Origin of the sequence: Methylobacterium sp. FF17, assembly GCF_025813715.1 — a bacterium.
Classification (GTDB): domain Bacteria; phylum Pseudomonadota; class Alphaproteobacteria; order Rhizobiales; family Beijerinckiaceae; genus Methylobacterium; species Methylobacterium flocculans.
The window spans coordinates 50,705-67,734 of record NZ_CP107532.1; the positions used below are offsets into that span (position 1 = coordinate 50,705).

Below are 17,030 nucleotides of genomic sequence, written 5' to 3' on the forward strand. Positions count from 1 at the left end.
GTCAGTATTTATTGACAGTCGTCAAGTTCGATCCGGATGGCGGAGGGGCTCTTGAAGGTCGTGGTCGTCGGCGCCGGAATCGGTGGACTGGTCGCGGCCCTGCGGCTGGCCCATGCGGGCCTCGACGTCACGGTGCTGGAGCAGGCCGCCCGCCCCGGCGGCAAGATGCGCAGCGTCGCGGTGGGCGGCAGTGCCGTGGAGGCCGGCCCCACCGTGTTCACCATGCGCTGGGTCTTCGAGGAGATCTTTTCCGAGTGCGGTGCGGATCTGGCGGCCCATGTGGGGCTGGAGCCGGCGGTGATCCTCGCCCGCCATGCCTGGGGCCGGGGCGAGCGCCTCGACCTCTTCGCCGATCCGGAGGCCTCGGAGGCGGCCATCGCCGCCTTCGCGGGCTCGGCCGCGCGGGACGGGTATCGCCGCTTCCGGGCGCGGGCGGCGGAGGTCTACGCGACCCTGGAGGGCCCGTTCATCCGGGGCGAGCGCCCGAGCCCCATCGACCTCACGCGGCGGGCCGGCCTCTCGGGACTCGGCGACCTCTGGCGCATCCAGCCCTTCACGACCCTCTGGAGCGCGCTCGGCACGTATTTTCCCGATCTGCGCCTGCGCCAGCTCTTCGGGCGCTACGCGACCTATTGCGGCTCCTCGCCGTTCGCCGCCCCCGCCACCCTGATGCTGGTGGCGCATGTGGAAGCCCAAGGCGTCTGGCACGTCGCCGGGGGCTTGAGCCGTCTGGCCGGCGCGGTGGCGGACCTGGCGGCGATGCGCGGTGCGCGGTTCCGATACGGTACGCCCGTCCGCGCGATCGCCGTGTCGGGCGGGCGCGCGGTCGGGGTCGATCTCGCGGATGGCGAACGGGTGCCCGCCGATGCGGTGGTCTGCAACGCCGATGTGGCCGCCCTGGCCGGGGGGCTACTGGGACGCGAGGCCGCCGGCGTCGCCGAGCCGGTGCCCGAGGCCGAGCGCTCCCTCTCGGCGGTGACGCTCTGCCTCAGCGCACGCGTGCGGGGATTCCCCCTCGAGCGGCACACGGTGTTCTTCTCCGCCGACTCCGCCGCCGAGTTCGCGCAGATCCGGCGCGGGCAGCTGCCCGACGATCCCACGATCTACGTCTGCGCCCAGGACCGCACCGGCCCCGCGAGCCCCGGCCCGGACGCGCCGGAGCGCCTGCTCTGCCTCGTCAACGCCCCGGCCCGTCCCTTCAGCCCCTCGGAGATCGAGACATGCGTGACCACGATGCGGCGGCGCCTCGGCGCGAGCGGTCTCGACCTCACGGAGGCGGCGGAGCCGGTGACGACGCAACCGGCGGATTTCGCGCGGCTCTTCCCGGGGACGGCGGGGGCGCTCTACGGCCGGGCCTCCCACGGTTGGATGGCCTCGTTCAAGCGGCCGGGGGCACGCACGAAGATCCCTGGGCTTTATCTCGCCGGGGGGAGCGTGCATCCGGGGCCGGGCGTGCCGATGGCGGCGCAATCGGGGCGGATCGCGGCGGACAGCCTGTTGCGGGACCGGAGCGGCGCCCGCGCTTCGACACGCGGGTGGACCGCGACGGCTACGTCTGGTGGTACGTCGATGCCCTGAGCGCGGACGGGCGCCAGGGCCTCACCATCATCGCCTTCATCGGCAGCGTGTTCTCGCCGTACTATGCCTGGGACCGCAGCCGCGACCCGTTCGACCACTGCGCCGTCAACGTCGTGCTCTACGGAGCGGGCGCCAACCGCTTCTGCATGACCGAGCGCGGACGCGGATCGCTCACCCGCGACGCCGACCACATCCGGATCGGCCCGAGCGGCCTCGACTGGGACGGGACCAGTCTGACGATCCGCCTCGACGAGGTCACGGCGCCGATCCCCGCGCGGGTGCGCGGCACGGTGCGGCTGCACCCACCGGGCTTCACACCGGGGCCGCACACGCTCGATGCGGCCGGGGGGCATCGCTGGTGGCCGATGGCCCCGTCCTCGCCCGTGGAGGTGACGCTCAGCGAGCCGGACCTGTCCTGGCGCGGCACCGCCTACTTCGACACGAACCACGGCGATTTCGCCCTGGAGGCCGCCTTCACGGACTGGACCTGGTGCCGGGCGGACCTCCGGGAAGGCGCCGCGATCCTCTACGACGTGCGCCGCCGCGACGGCAGCCGGCAGGACCTGACCCTGTGCTTTGCCGCCGACGGGACGCCCCGCGAGATCGCGCCGCCGTGCCGGGCCGCCCTGCCGCCCACCCGCCTGTGGCGGGTACCCCGCCACACCCGCAGCGACGACGGGCAGGCCCGGGTGCTGCGCACCTTCGAAGACACCCCGTTCTATGCGCGCTCGCATCTCGCCACGACCCTGCGCGGCGAGGCGGTGCGCCCCGTGCACGAGAGCCTGTCGCTGACCCGCTTCGCGAACCCGCTGGTCCGCCTGATGCTGCCGTTCCGGATGCCGCGCCGGACCCGCTGAGGCTCGATACCGGGTCTGCCTGATCCCTTCGGGGCCAGACCCGCAAAGCGCTCCTTCTCCCTTCAGGCGAGGCAGCCTGTCGCGCTTCAGGACCGAACCCGGGTTGCCGTCGTCCCTTCCCCACCGTGGGGTCCCGGCTTCACACCCCTCTCGGGGAACCTGCGGGTCCCCTCTCCTTCCGTGAGAGGGAGCCCCGCGTCTGTCGTCTCGACCTTGCGATCCCATCGAGCGGAAGCCGTGATACCGACGCTCACCGTCCGCGACTCCGGTCGAAGGCTGAGAGGAACGCGACCAGCCCGGGGGCTCGCCTTCCCCGACCCTTGCCGCCGCCTCGACCCTTGCCGCCGCCTCGGCCCTTGCCGCCGCCTCGGCCCGGTCGCGCCGGAGGCCGCGTTTGAGCGCCACCAGCTGCCAGCCGGCCAGCCCCAGGGCCAGGGCGAAGATCAGCCCGAGATCGAGGGCGGCGAAGAGCCCGTCGCTCACCAATCCGCCCTCACGGGCCGGCGGTCGCCGCGCCCTCGCGTTCGCGCAGGGCCTCGATGAGGTCGAGAAGCCGGACCGCCTGCCTGCCCACGTCCCACCAGGGCGCCTGGGCCGGGACGGGACGCGCGGTGACGGCGTCGACCAGAAAGGCGGTCTCGGTCAGCGGCGGGGCCGTGGCGTCGCGGGCGCCCGGGACGGGCAGGAGCGCGCGGGCCAGGAGCGCGGCCTTGCGGGCGCCGCCGACGCGGGCACGGCGCGAGATGGGATCGAGGCCCCCGGCCTCGAGGTCGCGGCCGATCTCCGCGTAGATCAGCCGCGCGGCCCGGATCGCGGGCCGGCAATCGAGGGGAAGCCCGCCGATGCCCGGTTCGGAGCGGGCATAGAGCCCCTCCGCCACCGCGAGGAGACGGGCGACGACGCCCTGCAGCGCCGGGCTCGGGCGCGGGTCGGCGAGGAATTGCTCCGGGTCGAGCCCGGCTTCCCGCATCCAGGCCAGCGGCAGGTAGAGCCGTCCGGCGCGGGCATCCTCGCCGACATCGCGGGCGATGTTGGTGAACTGCATCGCCACCCCGAGCTCGCAGGCACGGGCGAGGATGGGGGCCGCGCGCACACCCATCAGCACCGCCATCATCGCCCCGACGCTGCCGGCCACCCGCGCCGCGTAGGCGGTGAGGTCCGACAGGGTCTCGTAGCGGCGGCCGCCCGCATCCCAGGCCAGACCCTCGATCAGGGCCTGCGGCAGGGCTTGCGGCAGGTGATGGGCCACCACGAGGTCCGCCATGGCCCGGTCGGCGGGAGCGTCGCAGGGCGCGTCCTCGTAGATCCGGGCGAGTCGCGCCGCGAGTCGCGCGAGGGCGGCCGGCCGGTCGCGCGCGGCCGCGTCGTCCACCGCGTCGTCGGAGAGCCGGCAGAAGGCGTAGAGCCCGTAGGCCGGGCGCCGCACGCGCGCCGGCAGCAGGGCGGAGGCGGCAAAGAAGCTGCGCGAGCCGTTGCGGATCGCCGCCCGGCAGGCGGCGTGGTCGGCCACATCCGCATGGGGAATCGCCCAGAGGGGCGGCCTCGCGGCCGGATGTGTTGGAAGTTTCGGCCCTACGGCCTCATGTTTCGCAGGAGACGGCCTTGCGGCCTCAGGCATGAACGCGTGCATCCGGCACCACCGTGTCGAGGACCTTGGCCGAGGAGAGGACGCCGGGCAGGCCCGCGCCCGGATGGGTGCCGGCGCCGACGAGGTAGAGGTTGCGCACGGCCGACGAGGCGTTGTGGGGCCGGAACCACGCCGATTGCGTCAGGACCGGCTCCAGGCCGAAGCCGGAGCCGCGGAAGCTGAGGAAATCGCTCGCGAAATCGGCCGGCGTCGTCACCCGCGAGGTCACGATCGAGCCGGACAGGCCCGGCATCACGCTCGCCTCCAGATGGGCCTCGATGGCCTGCCGGTAGGGTTCGGCGAGGGCCGCCCAGTCCTGCCCGCCGGCGAGATTCGGCACCGGGGCCAGCACGTAGAAGGCGTCGCAGCCCGGTGGGGCGAGGCTCGGGTCGGTGGCGGTGGGCCGGTGCAGGTAGAGGCTGAAATCCGGCGCCAGCACCTTGCGCACGAAGATATCCGCGATCAGTTCGCGATAGCGCGGCCCCATCAGGATGGTGTGGTGGGCGATCCCGGGGAATTGCCGGTTCGTGCCGAAGTACCAGACGAACAGCCCCATCGAGGATCGCGAGGCCTTCAGCTTCGCCCGGCCCCAGGCCGGTCCCTCGTTCGGCAGGAGGTCGAGGTAGGTGTGGGCGGAATCGGCGTTCGAGACCACGATGTCGGCGGGGATCCGCGTCCCGTCCGTCAGCGTCACGCCGGTGGCGCGCCCGGACTCGACGTCGATGCGGGCGACCTCGGCCCCGCAGCGCACGGATCCGCCCTGCCCCGCGATCAGGCCGACGAGGCCGTCCACCAGCCGTCCCGTGCCCCCCATGGCGAAGTGCACGCCCCAGCGCTGCTCCAGGTGGGCGATCAGGCAGTAGATCGCGCTCGCCCGGAACGGCGAGCCGCCGATGAGCAGGGGGTGGAAGCTGAAGATCGTCCGCAGGCGCTCGTCGCGGATGTAGCGCGCGACGAGGTCGTAGACCGAGCGGTGCCCGCCGAGCCGCAGCAGCGCCGGCGTGATCCGCAGCATGTCGCGCACCGAGGAGAAGGCGACGTGGCCGAGTTCCTCGAACCCGAGCCGGCAGATCGCGGCGCTGCGCTCCATGAAGCGCTCGTAGCCCGCGACATCCGGCTCGGAGAACCGCGCGACCTCGGCCCGCATCGCCGCGCGGTCGCCGCTGTAGTCGAAGGTCGCCCCGTCCGGAAACCGGATGCGGTAGAACGGCGACATCGGCGCCAGGGTGACGTCGTCGGCCATGCGCCGGCCGCATAGGTTCCACAGTTCCTCGAACAGAAACGGCACCGTCACGATGGTCGGACCTGCATCGAAGATGAACCCATCCTGCCGATGCACCCGCGCCCGACCACCGGGTTGCTCCAGACGTTCCAGCACGCTGACACGGTAACCCCGTGCACCTAGCCGAATCGCCGCTGCGAGCCCGCCGAAACCGCTGCCGATCACGACGGCGTGCCGCTGTCGAGAGGCGTATTTAGAATGGTGGACATCGTTGATTGTCAACATTGTTTGACAGTAGCGTTGGAGCACGCTGAGGTGCAAGTACGGAGTTGCGTTCGCCGTCAGCTGGTCTCGCACCGCTCCGTCAGGGCAGTGCCAGCGGCCTCTAGAATGACTTCAGCAACTCGGTCAGGCGCTTCCTCGTGGGCGAGGTGCCCGAGGTTGCGAAGCAGGCGGACCCGCGCGTCCGCGAGCCGTTCCTTGAGCGCGAAAGCAGTCTCTGGGGCGATGGCCCGGTCGTCACCGCCCACGAGGAGCAGCGTCGGCACAGTGAGCCGGTCGATGTCGCGGTCGAGGGCGGCGAGGTCCCAGTTCGCCATCATTCCCAGCGCGCCGGCCACATGGCCAGGGTATCGGAACAGCCGCCGATAAAGATCCAGCGCCCGGGGATCGAGGCGGGATCCGGTGCCCCGAATCAGGCGCTCCACCGCTGGGCGATCGGCCGTCCAGGCGAAGATCCGTGGCGTGACCGGATTGAGGAACAGCATGCGGGCGAGGCCCGGGAACAGCACGGAGGCGAGACCCGGAAAGGGGGTGAGCGCGCCGTTGAGCGCCACCAGCAGATGCGGCCGCGCTCCGTCGAGGCAGAGGCGTGCGAGGATCGCGGCGCCCGCGGAATGCCCGACCACGATCGCCGGCTCCACGGCCAAAGTCGTGAGGAGATCGCGGATCGCCGAGGCCATGCCAGGCAGGGACAACCGGCCGGGGGGCAGCGGATCGGTGAAGCCGTGCCCCGGGAGATCCAGCGCGACCACCCGGAAGTGCGCGGCGAGGAGTGGCGCGAGGCCGGCCCAGGAATGGGTCGCCGCCCCCGTACCGTGGAGTAGCAGCAGGACCGGTGCCTCCGGCGCGCCGAGCTCCTGAACGTGCCAGGTCAGGTCGGAGGCCACGACGAAGCGGCTCGCCGAGCGGTTTGGCCAATCCGCGCCGTCGCGCTCCCAGAGGGGTCGGTCGCTCGCCGTCCGCATCGCACCAGCCCCTATCGCGCCGACCGGATCGCGGCGCTCATCACCGCCGCATCGGCGTAGGGAAGCGGCAGATAGCGCGCACCCATGGCCTCGGCGAGGCGGCGCGCGGAATCCTGCGGCCGCGCGGCGGTGTCGATGAGGATCGTGCGGATCGCCGAGGCGCGGAGCAGCCGGGCCGCCTGCAGGGCGTCCGCACCCGCTTCGACCCGGCCGGGCGCTCCGGAGCGTGTGATATTGGCGCGCCCGTCGGTGAGTACGACGAGGGTTGCGGAGCCCCCCGCCCGCTCGATCGCGCGGGCGAGGTCGCCAGCCTTGTCGAGGCCGGACGCGAGCGGTGTGCCCCCGCCCCCCGGCAAGGCGCCGAGGTCACGGCGAGCTCGTGCCAGGGCCCGGGTCGGGGGTAGGACGATCTCCGCACCTGTGCCCCGGAAGGCCACCAGGGCGACCCTGTCGCGACGGACGTATGCCTCCGCGAGAAGGCATTCGACAGCTCCCTTCACCTCGGCGAGACGCTCGAGGGCTGCAGAGCCAGAAGCGTCCACCGCGAAGATCGTGGTGGTTTCGCTGCGCTGACGGAAGCGGCTGATCCGGACATCCGACGCCCGCAGCCGGATGGCCCCGCTGCCCGCCCCGCCAGCTCCGCGCAGCCGCTGCCAGGGTGCGGCGGCGCGCAGGGTCTCGATGAGCGCGAGCCGTCCTTCGCGCAGATGGCCCGGGCGCGTTCCGGCCGGACGACCCGACCGGGTCGCAGCGCGCGGCGCACCCGCCTTCCCGGCTTTCGGGGCTGGTCCCCGATCCGTCATGCCCTGCAATTGCGCAAGGAGGCCCGCCGGGATCGCCGCCCGGGCCGCCGCAACCACGCTCTCGGCCGAAGCTTCGAGGCGTTCGGAACCCTGCGCCGACGACCCGTCCCGCGCCTCTCGGGTCGCGTCATCGGCGCCGGCATCCGTGTCATTCTCGGCGCCGGGAGGCATCCGCGTTGCACGGGGCGCCAGGACGAGGCAGGCCGCCTCCCGGATGTCGTCGGCGTTGAACGCGCCGCGACCGGCATGGGCCGCGGCGAGGCGAGCGACGCGCAGGGCAAGGAGCGGTGCGCGCAAGGATGCAATGCCGAGATGGGCGGCCGCCGCGCACAGGTCGCTGACGGCAGCCTCGGATGGATGCATGATCCCCCCGGCCCCAAACATCTCCTCCGGTGCCCCCGCGCCGGTTTCGCCCCAGGCGATGCCGGTTAGGTCGAGGTGGAAGGCGAGGCGATCCATTAGCGCCTCCGGAGCCCCTTCATCGCCCTCGCCCTCGTCGAGGAGGATCAGGCCGATCCTGGCGGGCGCGAGCCCGCCGCCCAGACTCTGTATCCGCCCCGTGTCGAGGGCGCCCGCAAGACGGGCGGCGGTGCCGGGCGTCAGGCGCTCGGCCATGGGCACGACGAGGAACCCGCCATCGGCCTGCGCCAGAAGGCCGGACTGCGGCACCGGCCGCCCGGCGGCGAGGGTCGCGGCGAGGTCGAGGCCGCCCAGCAGCCGTTCGTCAGAGATCCCGGGCGGCATGCGCCAGAGGCGCCGCCCGGGCGCCAGATGCGCGCGCAGGTGTTCGAGCCAGCGATCCCGAACCGGCCCTGCCCCAGCTCGGACCACGATGCCGCCGCAGCCATGGGGATCGGTGGCGGCCAGGCGTGCCGCTCGCAAGGCCAGGAACCACGGCGCGCTCACGGGGCGAGGATGTCCGCTACGGCGCGTACGACCCGCGCGGTGGAGCCGGATTCATCGAGGGGGTTACGGCGCAGACGGTGGCGCAGGGCCGAGGGGGCGATCCGGGCGAGGTGGTCCCGGCCCACGGTTTCGGCGCCTTCGTAGGCGGCGAGCGCGCGCGCGGTGCGCATCAGGGTGAGTTCGCCGCGCAGGCCGTCCGTGCCCAGCGCCAGGCAGAGCCGGGCCGCCGCCTCCAGTGTGGCGTCCGGGACGGTGAGGCCGGGCAATCGCGCGCGGGCGGCGGTGAGGGTCCGGCGGATGGCGCGGTCGGCTCCCGCATGGGCGGCACAGAACCCGGCTGGGTCACGCTCGTAGGCGTCGCGCCGGCGCACCACGTCGATGCGGGTCGGCAGGTCCGTGGGGGTCGTCACCTCGACGGCGAGGCCGAAACGATCGAGGAGTTGGGGCCGCAGTTCGCCCTCCTCCGGATTGCCGCTGCCGACGAGCACGAACCGCGCCGGATGGCGCAGGCTCAGGCCCTCGCGCTCCACGGTGTTCACGCCCGAGGCGGCCACGTCGAGGAGCAGATCCACGAGGTGATCGTCGAGGAGGTTGACCTCGTCGATGTAGAGGAAGCCCCGATTGGCCCTGGCGAGCAGACCCGGCTCGAAGGCCTTCTCGCCACGGGTCAGGGCGCGCTCGAGATCCAGGGCGCCGACCACCCGGTCCTCGGTGGCGCCGAGCGGAAGGTCCACCACGGGCACGGGGATCCTTTCCGTGCGCAGGGTCGCCTGCTCGCGGCAGCGATCGCAGAGGTCCGCCGGACGACCGGGATCGCAGGAATACGGACAGCCCGCCACCGCTGCCATCGGCGGCAACAGGGCAGCGAGCCCCCGGATGGCCGTGGATTTCCCGGTGCCCCGATCCCCGAACACCAGCACGCCGCCGACCGAGGGGTCCACGGCGGCGATGAGGAGCGCGCGGCGCATCTCGTCCTGGCCGACGATGGCCGAGAAGGGGAAGGTGGCTGGCGCGTGTACGCCTGTCTCTCGGCGCGATGCCTTCGTGCGTCCGGCGGCCCGGAGAATCGGGGTGTTCGCGTTCGAGGATGCAATGGCGGCGGGTTCGCCGGACATCGCTCGGCTCGATCCGTTGGCGATCATGGGCTTGGACTCCCCCTCGGGTCTGCGCCTGCCTTCCCCGCCGTACGGGGGAAGGACGAATGCGTGTCCTACTCGGCGGCGGCGCGCTGCATGCCCATTTGGCCCCAGATCGCGGTGAGAGCCCCGACGAGGTGATCGATGTCGGCGTCCGAGTGAAGCGGCGAGGGCGTGATGCGCAGGCGCTCGGTGCCGCGCGGGACGGTAGGATAGTTGATCGGCTGGACGTAGATGCCGAACGCGTCGAGCAGGGTGTCGCTGATCGCCTTGCAGAGCACCGGGTCGCAGACCATCACCGGCACGATGTGGCTGTCGTTGGCGAGGGTCGGGATGCCGGCGGCATCCAGCCGGGCCCGCACGGTGGCCACCCGCTCCCCATGCCGGGCGCGCTCGGCGCCGCTGGCCTTGAGATGGCGGATGCTCGCCGTGGCCCCGGCCGCCACGGCGGGCGGCAGCGAGGTGGTGAAGATGAAGCCCGAGGCGAAGCTGCGCACGAAGTCGCAGAGCCGGGCCGAGCCCGTGATGTAGCCGCCATGGACCGCGAAAGCCTTGCCCAGCGTGCCCTCGATGACGTCGATGCGGTGGGCGAGGCCCTCCCGCTCCGAGATGCCGCCGCCGCGCGCACCGTAGAGCCCGACCGCGTGGACCTCGTCGAGGTAGGTCAGGGCTCCGTGCGCCTCCGCCACGTCGCAGATCTCGGCGATCGGCGCGATGTCACCATCCATGGAGTAGACGGATTCGAAGGCCACGATCTTCGGGCGCCCGGGGTCCACGAGCCGCAGCTTGCGGTCGAGGTCGTCGGGGTCGTTGTGGCGGAAGATGTGCCGCTCGGCGCGGCTCGCCTTGATGCCCTCGATCATCGAGGCGTGGTTGCCGGCATCCGAGAAGATTGCGCAGCCGGGCATCTGCGCGCCGAGGGTGCCCAGCGCCGCCCAGTTCGAGACGTAGCCTGAGGTGAAAAGCAGCGCGGCCTCCTTGGCGTGAAGGTCGGCGAGCTCGCGCTCCAGGAGCACGTGGTAGTGGTTGGTGCCCGAGATGTTGCGGGTGCCGCCGGCGCCCGCCCCGCAGCGGTCGAGGGCCTCGTGCATGGCGCCGAGGACCGCAGGGTGCTGGCCCATGCCGAGATAGTCGTTCGAGCACCAGACGGTGACGGCCTTCGTGCCCTCCGGCGTGTGGTGGGTGGCGTGCGGGAAGCGGCCCGCCTGCCGTTCGAGGTCCGTGAAGACGCGGTAGCGTCCCTCGCGATGCAGGCCGGCCAAAGCGGAGCCGAAGATCTCGTCGTAGTTCATGCCCGTCCCCTTCCCTCGGTGATCGGCGGGTTCTGACTGCCCGCTCGCGTCGCGTGACCGCCGTGGCGGCGTCTCGGTGGCCGATCCGCCGGAGCGGATCGGGGAACTCAAGGGTGCTCGCCTTCCCCGCCCGCCGACGGGACCGGTGCGGGTATCGGCCCGGTGCGCGCGAGCTTCGGCAGGCTCCACTGCCAGAGGGCGGCCGAGGGCAGCGGCAGCATCAGGAAGCCGTGCTCCAGGGTGGCCAGCGCCATCAGGGTGGCGAGGATGCTCAGGCCCGCGACCTCGTGGGCCGTCGCTCCATCGCTGAAGGCTGCCAGCGCCAGGGCGGCGGTACCAAGTCCGGCGAAGCTTACCGAGACCGGAAACAGCGGGTTCATCGCGCGCACCCGCAGGTAGCCTCGCAGATAGGCTAGGTGCGCGGGCAGGAACTCGGCGTTGAGGTTGCGCACCCCGAGGAACAGGTTGAGGCGGGCCGAGAGGTTCATCCCCCACAGGACACCGTAGGTCCACAGGGCGAAGGGGTTCGGCTCGCCCCAGGTCAGGACCAGGATTGCCAGGCCTCCAGCGATGATGGCCGCCTCGTGCCACAGGCTGGTGGCCGCTGCGGCCTGGAAGCGCGCGAAGCCCCGGGCGCCGGGGGGACACCCGAATGGACGCGGGCCGGAGACGAAACCCATGTAGTAGCTCATCTCCTGCCAGCCCCAGACGAGGAGTGCCGCCGTGAAGGCCGTGTAGGCGCCGGCCTCGCTCGCATCTCCGGCCGAAGCGCCGATCGCCCAGAAGGCCAGTCCGAGCACCCCCGTGCCCGCCACCATGCTGGCCGGGTGCGTGGCGCGCGGGCGATGGTCGAGGAGCAGGATCAGCCCGGTGGAGAACCACCAGACCAGCACCGCGTAGAGGGCGGGGAGCGCGTAGGCCGCCATCCTACCAGACCGGCTCAAGGCGGATCTGTGCCGGCATCGGGTTGTCGAGGGTCGGCAGGGCGTAGAGCCGGGCAAAGTTCACCGCCGAGGCGGCGATCCAGGCGCCGTGCTTGAGGTTGCCGAGAAGGCCGCCCTCGGCCTTGGCGTCGGCGATCTTCTCCGAACAGACCAGGAGCCGGTCCAGGGCCTGCTTGAAGCGCGGGTTCTCGAGGTCGAGGGTCAGCGGGAAGGTCTGCTTGGAGATTTCCGAGGTGATCCGGAAGACCTGGAAGTCGTAATCGGTCGGGTCGACGCCCAAAGCCTCGTGGAAGGCCGGGCGGCAATGGTCGCGGACATACATCGTCGCAAAAACCGCCAGGAGGAAGAACTTGATCCAGTAGCGGTTGACGCCCGAGGTCAGCCTGGGGTTCGCCCGCATCAGCAGGGCGAAGGCCTCGCCGTGCCGGAACTCATCGTTGCACCACTTCTCGAACCACTTGAAGATCGGGTGGAAGCGCCGGTCCGGGTTGCGCTCGAGCTCGCGGAAGATCGTGATGTAGCGGGCGTAGCCGATCTTCTCGGAGAGATAGGTGGCGTAGAAGATGAACTTCGGCCGAAAGAAGGTATACTTCTTCGACTTCGTCAGGAAGCCGAGATCCACGCCGATACCGAAATCCTTCAGCACGTCGTTGATGAAACCGGCATGCCGCGCCTCGTCGCGGCTCATGAAGCCGAACAGCTCGCGGATGTCGGGATTCTTCGCCCGCTTGCGCATTTCCGCATAGAGCACGCAGCCCGAGAACTCGGCGGTGATCGACGAGACCAGGAAGTCCATGAACTCCTTGCGTAGAGCCGGGTCGAGCCCGGACATGTCGCAATCGAACTCGTCGTTGCGCGTGAAGTGGCGCTTGTTCGGGTCGGCGCGCAGTTCCGCGATGAGCTTGTTCCACTCCGCCCGCACGGGCTCGACGTCGGTCCTGTCGAGTTCCTCGAAATTGGTCGTGTAGAAGCGCGGGCTCAGGAACGTGGTTTCCTGCGCGGCCTTGGTCCCCTCGTTCATGGGGAGCTTCGGGGACAGTTTCGGGACGGGCTGCTGGATCGCTGCGGTCACAGGCGCCTCCTCTCGGAAAAGCTGACTTCGTAGAGTTCGGTGAGTTCGAGGTGGCCCGCGAGCTTGGTCCAGAGTCGTTCGAGGCGCCCCGCGCGGGTCACGGTGGCGGTCCGACGCACCACGAGGCGTTCGCCGTAGGGCACAGAAGTCGGGGCATCGTGGACCTGCACGGCGTCGCCGGGCTCGATCTCGAAGGCGGCGTCGAGGACCACATGGGCATGCAGGCTCTCGGGCGTCTGTTCGATCTCGACGGTGCAGGGGACGTCGACGCTGCGGCGTCCGGTCAACCAGGCCATCATCGGGTGCCTCCGGGTTCGGGCATCAGGCGGGCGAAGGCGGCGAAGTTCGTCGGCCCGAAGGCGCCGAAATCGACGCTGCGCCCGGTTAGCGCGTCGTCGAGGCGTAAGGCCCCGTCGTCGTAGCGGGTGAGATGGAACGGCGCTTCGCGCGGCAGGCCGGCGCGAAGCCGCCCCTGCGCGAACCCCCGCAGGGTGGCGCGGATGAAGTTGTCCGCGCCCGGCCGTACGGTGGCGACGAGGTCGCCTCCCTCGGCATCCCGCAAGGTGATCGAGCCGTCGCCCGCATCGTCTACCCGGAGCGCCAAGCTCTGGACGGCGCGGGCCGGCTCCATCCGGGTCAGGCCGACGCCCTCGACGCGGCCGACCGTGACAGCGAGGACGGCGAAGCCGAGGAGGAGGCCGGTCCCGGCCACCAGACTCCGAGAGGTGCGCCCGGCGGCGCGGGCCAAGGGATGCGGAGGCATGCCCATTCCTCCTCAGCTCGCGGCGGCGAGGCGCGGGCCTCGCGCGACGCGGGGGCGCAGCAGGACCGGGCCGGCGGCCTCCTCCGGCGTCTCGCGATGGGCGGCGAGCGCCCGAGCGAGGATCTGCGCCACCGCGCCGCCATCCGCGACGGAGCGCAGCATCGGCTCGGGACGATTCAGGTGCCAGGGGCGGGCATGGGGCCAGAGGTGGAGGTAGGCGACGCGGTTGCCCGGGCGCAGGCGCAAGGGCAGGTCGGCGCTGCCATCCCCATGGTCCCGGCAGGCGGCGGAATCCACCAGGGCGAAAGGCAGGTTCAGGGTCATCGGCAGGGCGATGCCGACCCGCATCACCACCCGGCGGTTGGTGATCGTGTACGTGGTGGTGCGGGCCGAGAGCCAGCCGAGCAAAGCGAGAAGCGCGAGGGCACCGACCCCGACGGCGAGGGTCGGCAGCGCGACGCTCAGGGCCTCTTGGCTCTCGCCTGCCAGGGCCGGCGGCAAGGCGGCCCAGAGGGCGAGACCCGCGAACCAGAGACCGACGGAGCGCAGGTGCAGGGCCCGGAATGCGAGGCCGAACCCGCAGGGGCGACCCTGCCACAGGATGCGCTCGCCCTGGGGCAGCGGAGCCGGCAGGCCGGGGGGCGCGTCGAAGGCGTTGGCGGGAAGGAAGTGAGCGGGACCGGTCACAGGAAAGCCTCCTGTCGGGTCGGGGTTGCGTAGAGGGTACCGCCGCCGAAGAAGGCCATGATCCGCTCCTCCTCGTTGAGGGTGACGGAGTCGGGATCTTTGGTCGGCGGCACGTCGGCGAACTGGTGCGCCAGCAGCGCTTCGCAGGTGACCGTGCGGGAGAAGCGGCCCGTCCGGGCGAAGGTGGCGGGCATGAGGACCCGGCGCCCACCGGCCCCGAGCTCGACTTCGTAGTAGCGCATCAGCGACTCACCCCGGTCGACCCAGAGATCGCAGACCGTGCCCGCGATCTGCCGGTCGGCGCCGAGCACCGGCATGCCGATCGGGTTCGGTCCGTCCTCGTGCACCACGAAGTGATCGGCCACCCGCAGGGGAACGATGCGCTTCTCGCGGTCCCAGGTCTCGTCGTGGGTGTCATCGCGGTGGGCGTAGGAGGCGGGGCCGATGGCGTCGTGCAGGCCGTCCGTATCGGGCTCCAGCGGCGCGCCGGGCCAGACCTCGTGCTTGTGGCCGCGGTAGTTCCACGGCGTGCGCTCCCCGGTCTGCGGCGCGTGCTTCACGTGGCCGTTGGAAAGCAGGAACGCTTTCGGCGACGGGATCAGGAAGGGATCCGGTGGCATGGCTCGGCCGCGCGCGGCCTCCGATTCCAACGGGTAGCCCTCGCGGCGGTCCTCCCGGCGCAGGTAGAAGACGAGGCCGGCAAAGAAGATCCAGAAAGCGTAGAGCACCACCTGCGCGACGTCGACGTAGCCCGTGATTTCACCCTTCGGCATGGCCGGTCTCCTTCAGGCTGATCGGGGGAGGGATCGAGGCGCGGGCATCCCGATGTCGCGGACGAGGGGGCCGATGGCCACCAGCGTCGCGAACAGGAGGGCGATCTCGAGGTGGTAGACGATGAGGTAGCCCGTGGAGGGCAGGTTCATCGCCTCGCCGAGGGTGCCGGTCTCGGCCAGATGCGCGCCGAGATCCCGTAGGATTCCGCTCATTGCGATGGCGAACCCGGCGGCGCTCGACTGCACGGCTCCCCAGGCGCCGAGCGCCAGCCCGGTCTCCTCCGGGCCCGCCTTGGCCATCGAGGCCGTCAGCGTCCCATGGGCGAACAGGCCGCCGCCGAGGCCGATCAGGCCGACCCCCACGGCGAAGAGCCGGGCGGAATCGAGGGGTGCGGCGAAGATCACCGTCGAGAAGGCCGCGATGCCGACCACCGCACCCGAGGCGGCGACCCGGAAGGCGTCCCCGCCCCGGTCGAGCCAGCGCGCGGCGACCAGCAGGCCGAGGCCACCGCCTGCGGCGAGCAGGGCCGTCAGCGCCGTGGTGGCGGCGACCGGCAGGTGCAGGATCTGCCCGCCATAGGGCTCCAGCAGGATGTCCTGCATGGAGAAGGCGGCGGTGCCGAGACCGGTGGCGACGAGGCGCCGGCGCGCGCGGCCCCTGCCGGCATAGAGCGCCCAGGATTCCGAGAAGGCCGGGCGGGCCCGGTCGCGCGCCGTCCGCCCGGGGCTGCGGGGCTCCTGCTTCCAGAGCGCGATCCCGTTGAGCACGAGGGTGACGAGGGCGGCGCCCTGGATCACCTTGATGAGGCGAAGCGCAGAGAAGTCGGCGAGCAGCAGCCCGAAGGCCACCGCGCTCACCACCATGCCGGCGAGGAGCATGGCGCAGAGGAGCGCCACCACGCGGGGCCGCGCATGGGCCGGGGCGAGGTCGGTGGCGAGCGCCAGGCCCACGGTCTGAGTGGTGTGGAGACCGGCCCCCACCATCACGAAGGCGAGCGCCGACGCGACCTGTCCGGGCCAAGTCGGTCCGGTGGTGTCGCCCGAGAGGATCAGCAGGGCGAAGGGCATGATGGCGAGCCCGCCGAACTGCAGCAGCGTGCCGAACCAGATGTAGGGCACCCGCCGCCAGCCCAGCACCGAGCGGTGCGTGTCCGAGCGGAAGCCGACCAACGCCCGGAACGGCGCGAAGATCAACGGCAGCGACAGCATCACGGCGACGATCCAGGCCGGCACCGCCAGTTCGACGATCATCACCCGGTTGAGCGTGCCGATGAGGAGCACGGCCGCCATGCCGACCGTGACCTGGAACAAGGCGAGCCGCAGCAGGCGCCCCATGGGCAACTCCGCCGTCGCCGCATCGGCGAAGGGGAGGAAGCCGGGGCCGACGCGCTGGAGGGCGCGGGCCATGGAGGCGCCGAGGCGGCTCATGGGGTCCGCCGGAGTTCGAAGGACTGGGAGAGGTAGAACCCGCTGTTCACCCGGTGGGATCGGCCGATGCGGACACCCGGCAGGGCAGCGGCCCGGCGGCGCAGATCCGCCTCACCCACCGGCACGATGGCCGGGGCCCGGTCGCCGCGCGGGAAGATCCGTCCGGCCCTGTGCATCAGGGTGAGGAGCGGCGTGCGTGGTGCGACCGTGAACAGGATCGCGGCATCGGTGCGAGCCGCGAAAGTCGCCAGCGCCTGGACGATGTCCGCCGTGGCGTAGTGGATCAGCGAATCCATCGCCACGACGTGGTCGAAGCGGCCGAGGCTCGGGTCGAGCATGTCACCCACCCGGAAGTCGATGTGGCCGGGGCCGACCCGGGCGGTGCGCTCCCGCGCCAGACCGATCAGAGTCGGCGAGACGTCGATGGCGACGACCTCGGCGCCCCGGCGGGCGGCTTCCAGGCTGAGCGCGCCGGTGCCGCATCCGGCATCGAGCAGACGCGTACCGGTGAGGTCGGCAGGCAGCCAGGAGAGGAGGTTCGTCCGCATCGCGTCGCGCCCGGCCCGCACCGTGGCGCGGATCCGCGAGACCGGAGCGTCCGAGGTCAGGCGCGCCCAGGCCTCGACGGCGGTGCGGTCGAAGTAGGTGGTGAGTTGCGAGCGGCGCGCGGCGTAGCTGGGGCTTGTCATCGCGGA

Annotated in this window: 16 protein-coding genes; 2 read left to right on the top strand and 14 right to left on the bottom strand. The window is 71.8% G+C overall.

The features are described from left to right. Window positions 1–51: 51 nt before the first annotated feature. Window positions 52–1,578: a 1-hydroxycarotenoid 3,4-desaturase CrtD gene (gene crtD, locus OF380_RS00255; protein WP_404810518.1), complete on the top strand. Its 1,527-nt coding sequence runs from the start codon at window positions 52–54 to the stop codon at window positions 1,576–1,578. After that, on the top strand, window positions 1,536–2,435 hold the full coding sequence (locus OF380_RS00260) for a carotenoid 1,2-hydratase (protein WP_264048787.1): 900 nt from the start codon (window positions 1,536–1,538) through the stop codon (window positions 2,433–2,435). Before crtD ends, OF380_RS00260 begins: the two co-directional genes overlap by 43 nt. 493 nt (window positions 2,436–2,928) lie before the next feature. Here OF380_RS00260 and OF380_RS00265 read toward each other — a convergent pair whose 3' ends face one another. From OF380_RS00265 to bchM, 14 genes are all read right to left on the bottom strand, one after another. Further along, window positions 2,929–3,945, bottom strand: coding sequence for a phytoene/squalene synthase family protein (locus OF380_RS00265; RefSeq protein WP_264048789.1), 1,017 nt, complete (start codon window positions 3,943–3,945; stop codon window positions 2,929–2,931). A 100-nt stretch (window positions 3,946–4,045) separates the two neighbouring features. Beyond that, entirely contained in the window at window positions 4,046–5,569 is a 1,524-nt protein-coding gene (locus tag OF380_RS00270) for a phytoene desaturase (protein ID WP_264048790.1), read from the bottom strand. 56 nt (window positions 5,570–5,625) lie between these two features. After that, window positions 5,626–6,531 carry an alpha/beta fold hydrolase BchO gene (gene bchO / locus OF380_RS00275; RefSeq protein ID WP_264048791.1) on the bottom strand — a complete coding sequence of 302 codons (906 nt, stop codon included), beginning with the start codon at window positions 6,529–6,531 and terminating at the stop codon, window positions 5,626–5,628. An 11-nt stretch (window positions 6,532–6,542) separates the two neighbouring features. Further along, window positions 6,543–8,240, bottom strand: a complete 1,698-nt coding sequence (locus OF380_RS00280) for a magnesium chelatase subunit D (protein ID WP_264048793.1) — start codon at window positions 8,238–8,240, stop codon at window positions 6,543–6,545. Next, on the bottom strand, window positions 8,237–9,208 hold the full coding sequence (gene bchI, locus OF380_RS00285) for a magnesium chelatase ATPase subunit I (RefSeq protein WP_264051514.1): 972 nt from the start codon (window positions 9,206–9,208) through the stop codon (window positions 8,237–8,239). Before bchI ends, OF380_RS00280 begins: the two co-directional genes overlap by 4 nt. Before the next feature lie 242 nt (window positions 9,209–9,450). Beyond that, window positions 9,451–10,668 (bottom strand): 5-aminolevulinate synthase, encoded by a 1,218-nt coding sequence (gene hemA / locus OF380_RS00290; protein ID WP_264048795.1) that lies wholly within the window; start codon window positions 10,666–10,668, stop codon window positions 9,451–9,453. Window positions 10,669–10,775: 107 nt separating this feature from the next. Continuing rightward, a complete protein-coding gene (puhE, locus tag OF380_RS00295) occupies window positions 10,776–11,594 on the bottom strand; it encodes a putative photosynthetic complex assembly protein PuhE (protein ID WP_264048796.1) in 819 nt (272 codons plus the stop codon). Between the two features lies 1 nt (window position 11,595). Continuing rightward, window positions 11,596–12,633 carry a magnesium-protoporphyrin IX monomethyl ester (oxidative) cyclase gene (gene acsF, locus OF380_RS00300; RefSeq protein WP_264051515.1) on the bottom strand — a complete coding sequence of 346 codons (1,038 nt, stop codon included), beginning with the start codon at window positions 12,631–12,633 and terminating at the stop codon, window positions 11,596–11,598. Window positions 12,634–12,680: 47 nt separating this feature from the next. Beyond that, entirely contained in the window at window positions 12,681–12,983 is a 303-nt protein-coding gene (locus tag OF380_RS00305; RefSeq protein WP_404810519.1) for a hypothetical protein, read from the bottom strand. Then, window positions 12,980–13,447 (bottom strand): photosynthetic complex assembly protein PuhC, encoded by a 468-nt coding sequence (gene puhC / locus OF380_RS00310; RefSeq protein ID WP_264048797.1) that lies wholly within the window; start codon window positions 13,445–13,447, stop codon window positions 12,980–12,982. Before puhC ends, OF380_RS00305 begins: the two co-directional genes overlap by 4 nt. A gap of 12 nt (window positions 13,448–13,459) precedes the next feature. Then, the gene (puhB, locus tag OF380_RS00315) at window positions 13,460–14,134 is read right to left on the bottom strand and encodes a photosynthetic complex putative assembly protein PuhB (RefSeq protein ID WP_264048798.1); all 675 of its coding nucleotides are present in this window, start codon (window positions 14,132–14,134) and stop codon (window positions 13,460–13,462) included. Then, the gene (gene puhA / locus OF380_RS00320; RefSeq protein ID WP_264048799.1) at window positions 14,131–14,907 is read right to left on the bottom strand and encodes a photosynthetic reaction center subunit H; all 777 of its coding nucleotides are present in this window, start codon (window positions 14,905–14,907) and stop codon (window positions 14,131–14,133) included. Before puhA ends, puhB begins: the two co-directional genes overlap by 4 nt. Window positions 14,908–14,919: 12 nt before the next feature. Next, window positions 14,920–16,335, bottom strand: coding sequence for a PucC family protein (locus tag OF380_RS00325; protein WP_264048801.1), 1,416 nt, complete (start codon window positions 16,333–16,335; stop codon window positions 14,920–14,922). Further along, window positions 16,332–17,024: a magnesium protoporphyrin IX methyltransferase gene (gene bchM, locus OF380_RS00330; RefSeq protein WP_264048802.1), complete on the bottom strand. Its 693-nt coding sequence runs from the start codon at window positions 17,022–17,024 to the stop codon at window positions 16,332–16,334. The genes OF380_RS00325 and bchM overlap by 4 nt, the downstream gene beginning before the upstream one ends. Window positions 17,025–17,030 lie beyond the last annotated feature (6 nt).

Excerpts from the sequence above, each read along its gene's own strand:
- OF380_RS00270 (WP_264048790.1), bottom strand. The coding sequence starts at position 5,569 with ATGTTGACAATCAACGATGTCCACCATTCTAAATACGCCTCTCGACAG.
- bchO (WP_264048791.1), bottom strand. The coding sequence starts at position 6,531 with ATGCGGACGGCGAGCGACCGACCCCTCTGGGAGCGCGACGGCGCGGAT.
- bchI (WP_264051514.1), bottom strand. The coding sequence starts at position 9,208 with ATGCGCCGCGCGCTCCTCATCGCCGCCGTGGACCCCTCGGTCGGCGGC.
- hemA (WP_264048795.1), bottom strand. The coding sequence starts at position 10,668 with ATGAACTACGACGAGATCTTCGGCTCCGCTTTGGCCGGCCTGCATCGC.
- puhE (WP_264048796.1), bottom strand. The coding sequence starts at position 11,594 with ATGGCGGCCTACGCGCTCCCCGCCCTCTACGCGGTGCTGGTCTGGTGG.
- acsF (WP_264051515.1), bottom strand. The coding sequence starts at position 12,633 with ATGAACGAGGGGACCAAGGCCGCGCAGGAAACCACGTTCCTGAGCCCG.
- OF380_RS00305 (WP_404810519.1), bottom strand. The coding sequence starts at position 12,983 with ATGATGGCCTGGTTGACCGGACGCCGCAGCGTCGACGTCCCCTGCACC.
- puhC (WP_264048797.1), bottom strand. The coding sequence starts at position 13,447 with ATGCCTCCGCATCCCTTGGCCCGCGCCGCCGGGCGCACCTCTCGGAGT.
- puhA (WP_264048799.1), bottom strand. The coding sequence starts at position 14,907 with ATGCCGAAGGGTGAAATCACGGGCTACGTCGACGTCGCGCAGGTGGTG.
- OF380_RS00325 (WP_264048801.1), bottom strand. The coding sequence starts at position 16,335 with ATGAGCCGCCTCGGCGCCTCCATGGCCCGCGCCCTCCAGCGCGTCGGC.
- bchM (WP_264048802.1), bottom strand. The coding sequence starts at position 17,024 with ATGACAAGCCCCAGCTACGCCGCGCGCCGCTCGCAACTCACCACCTAC.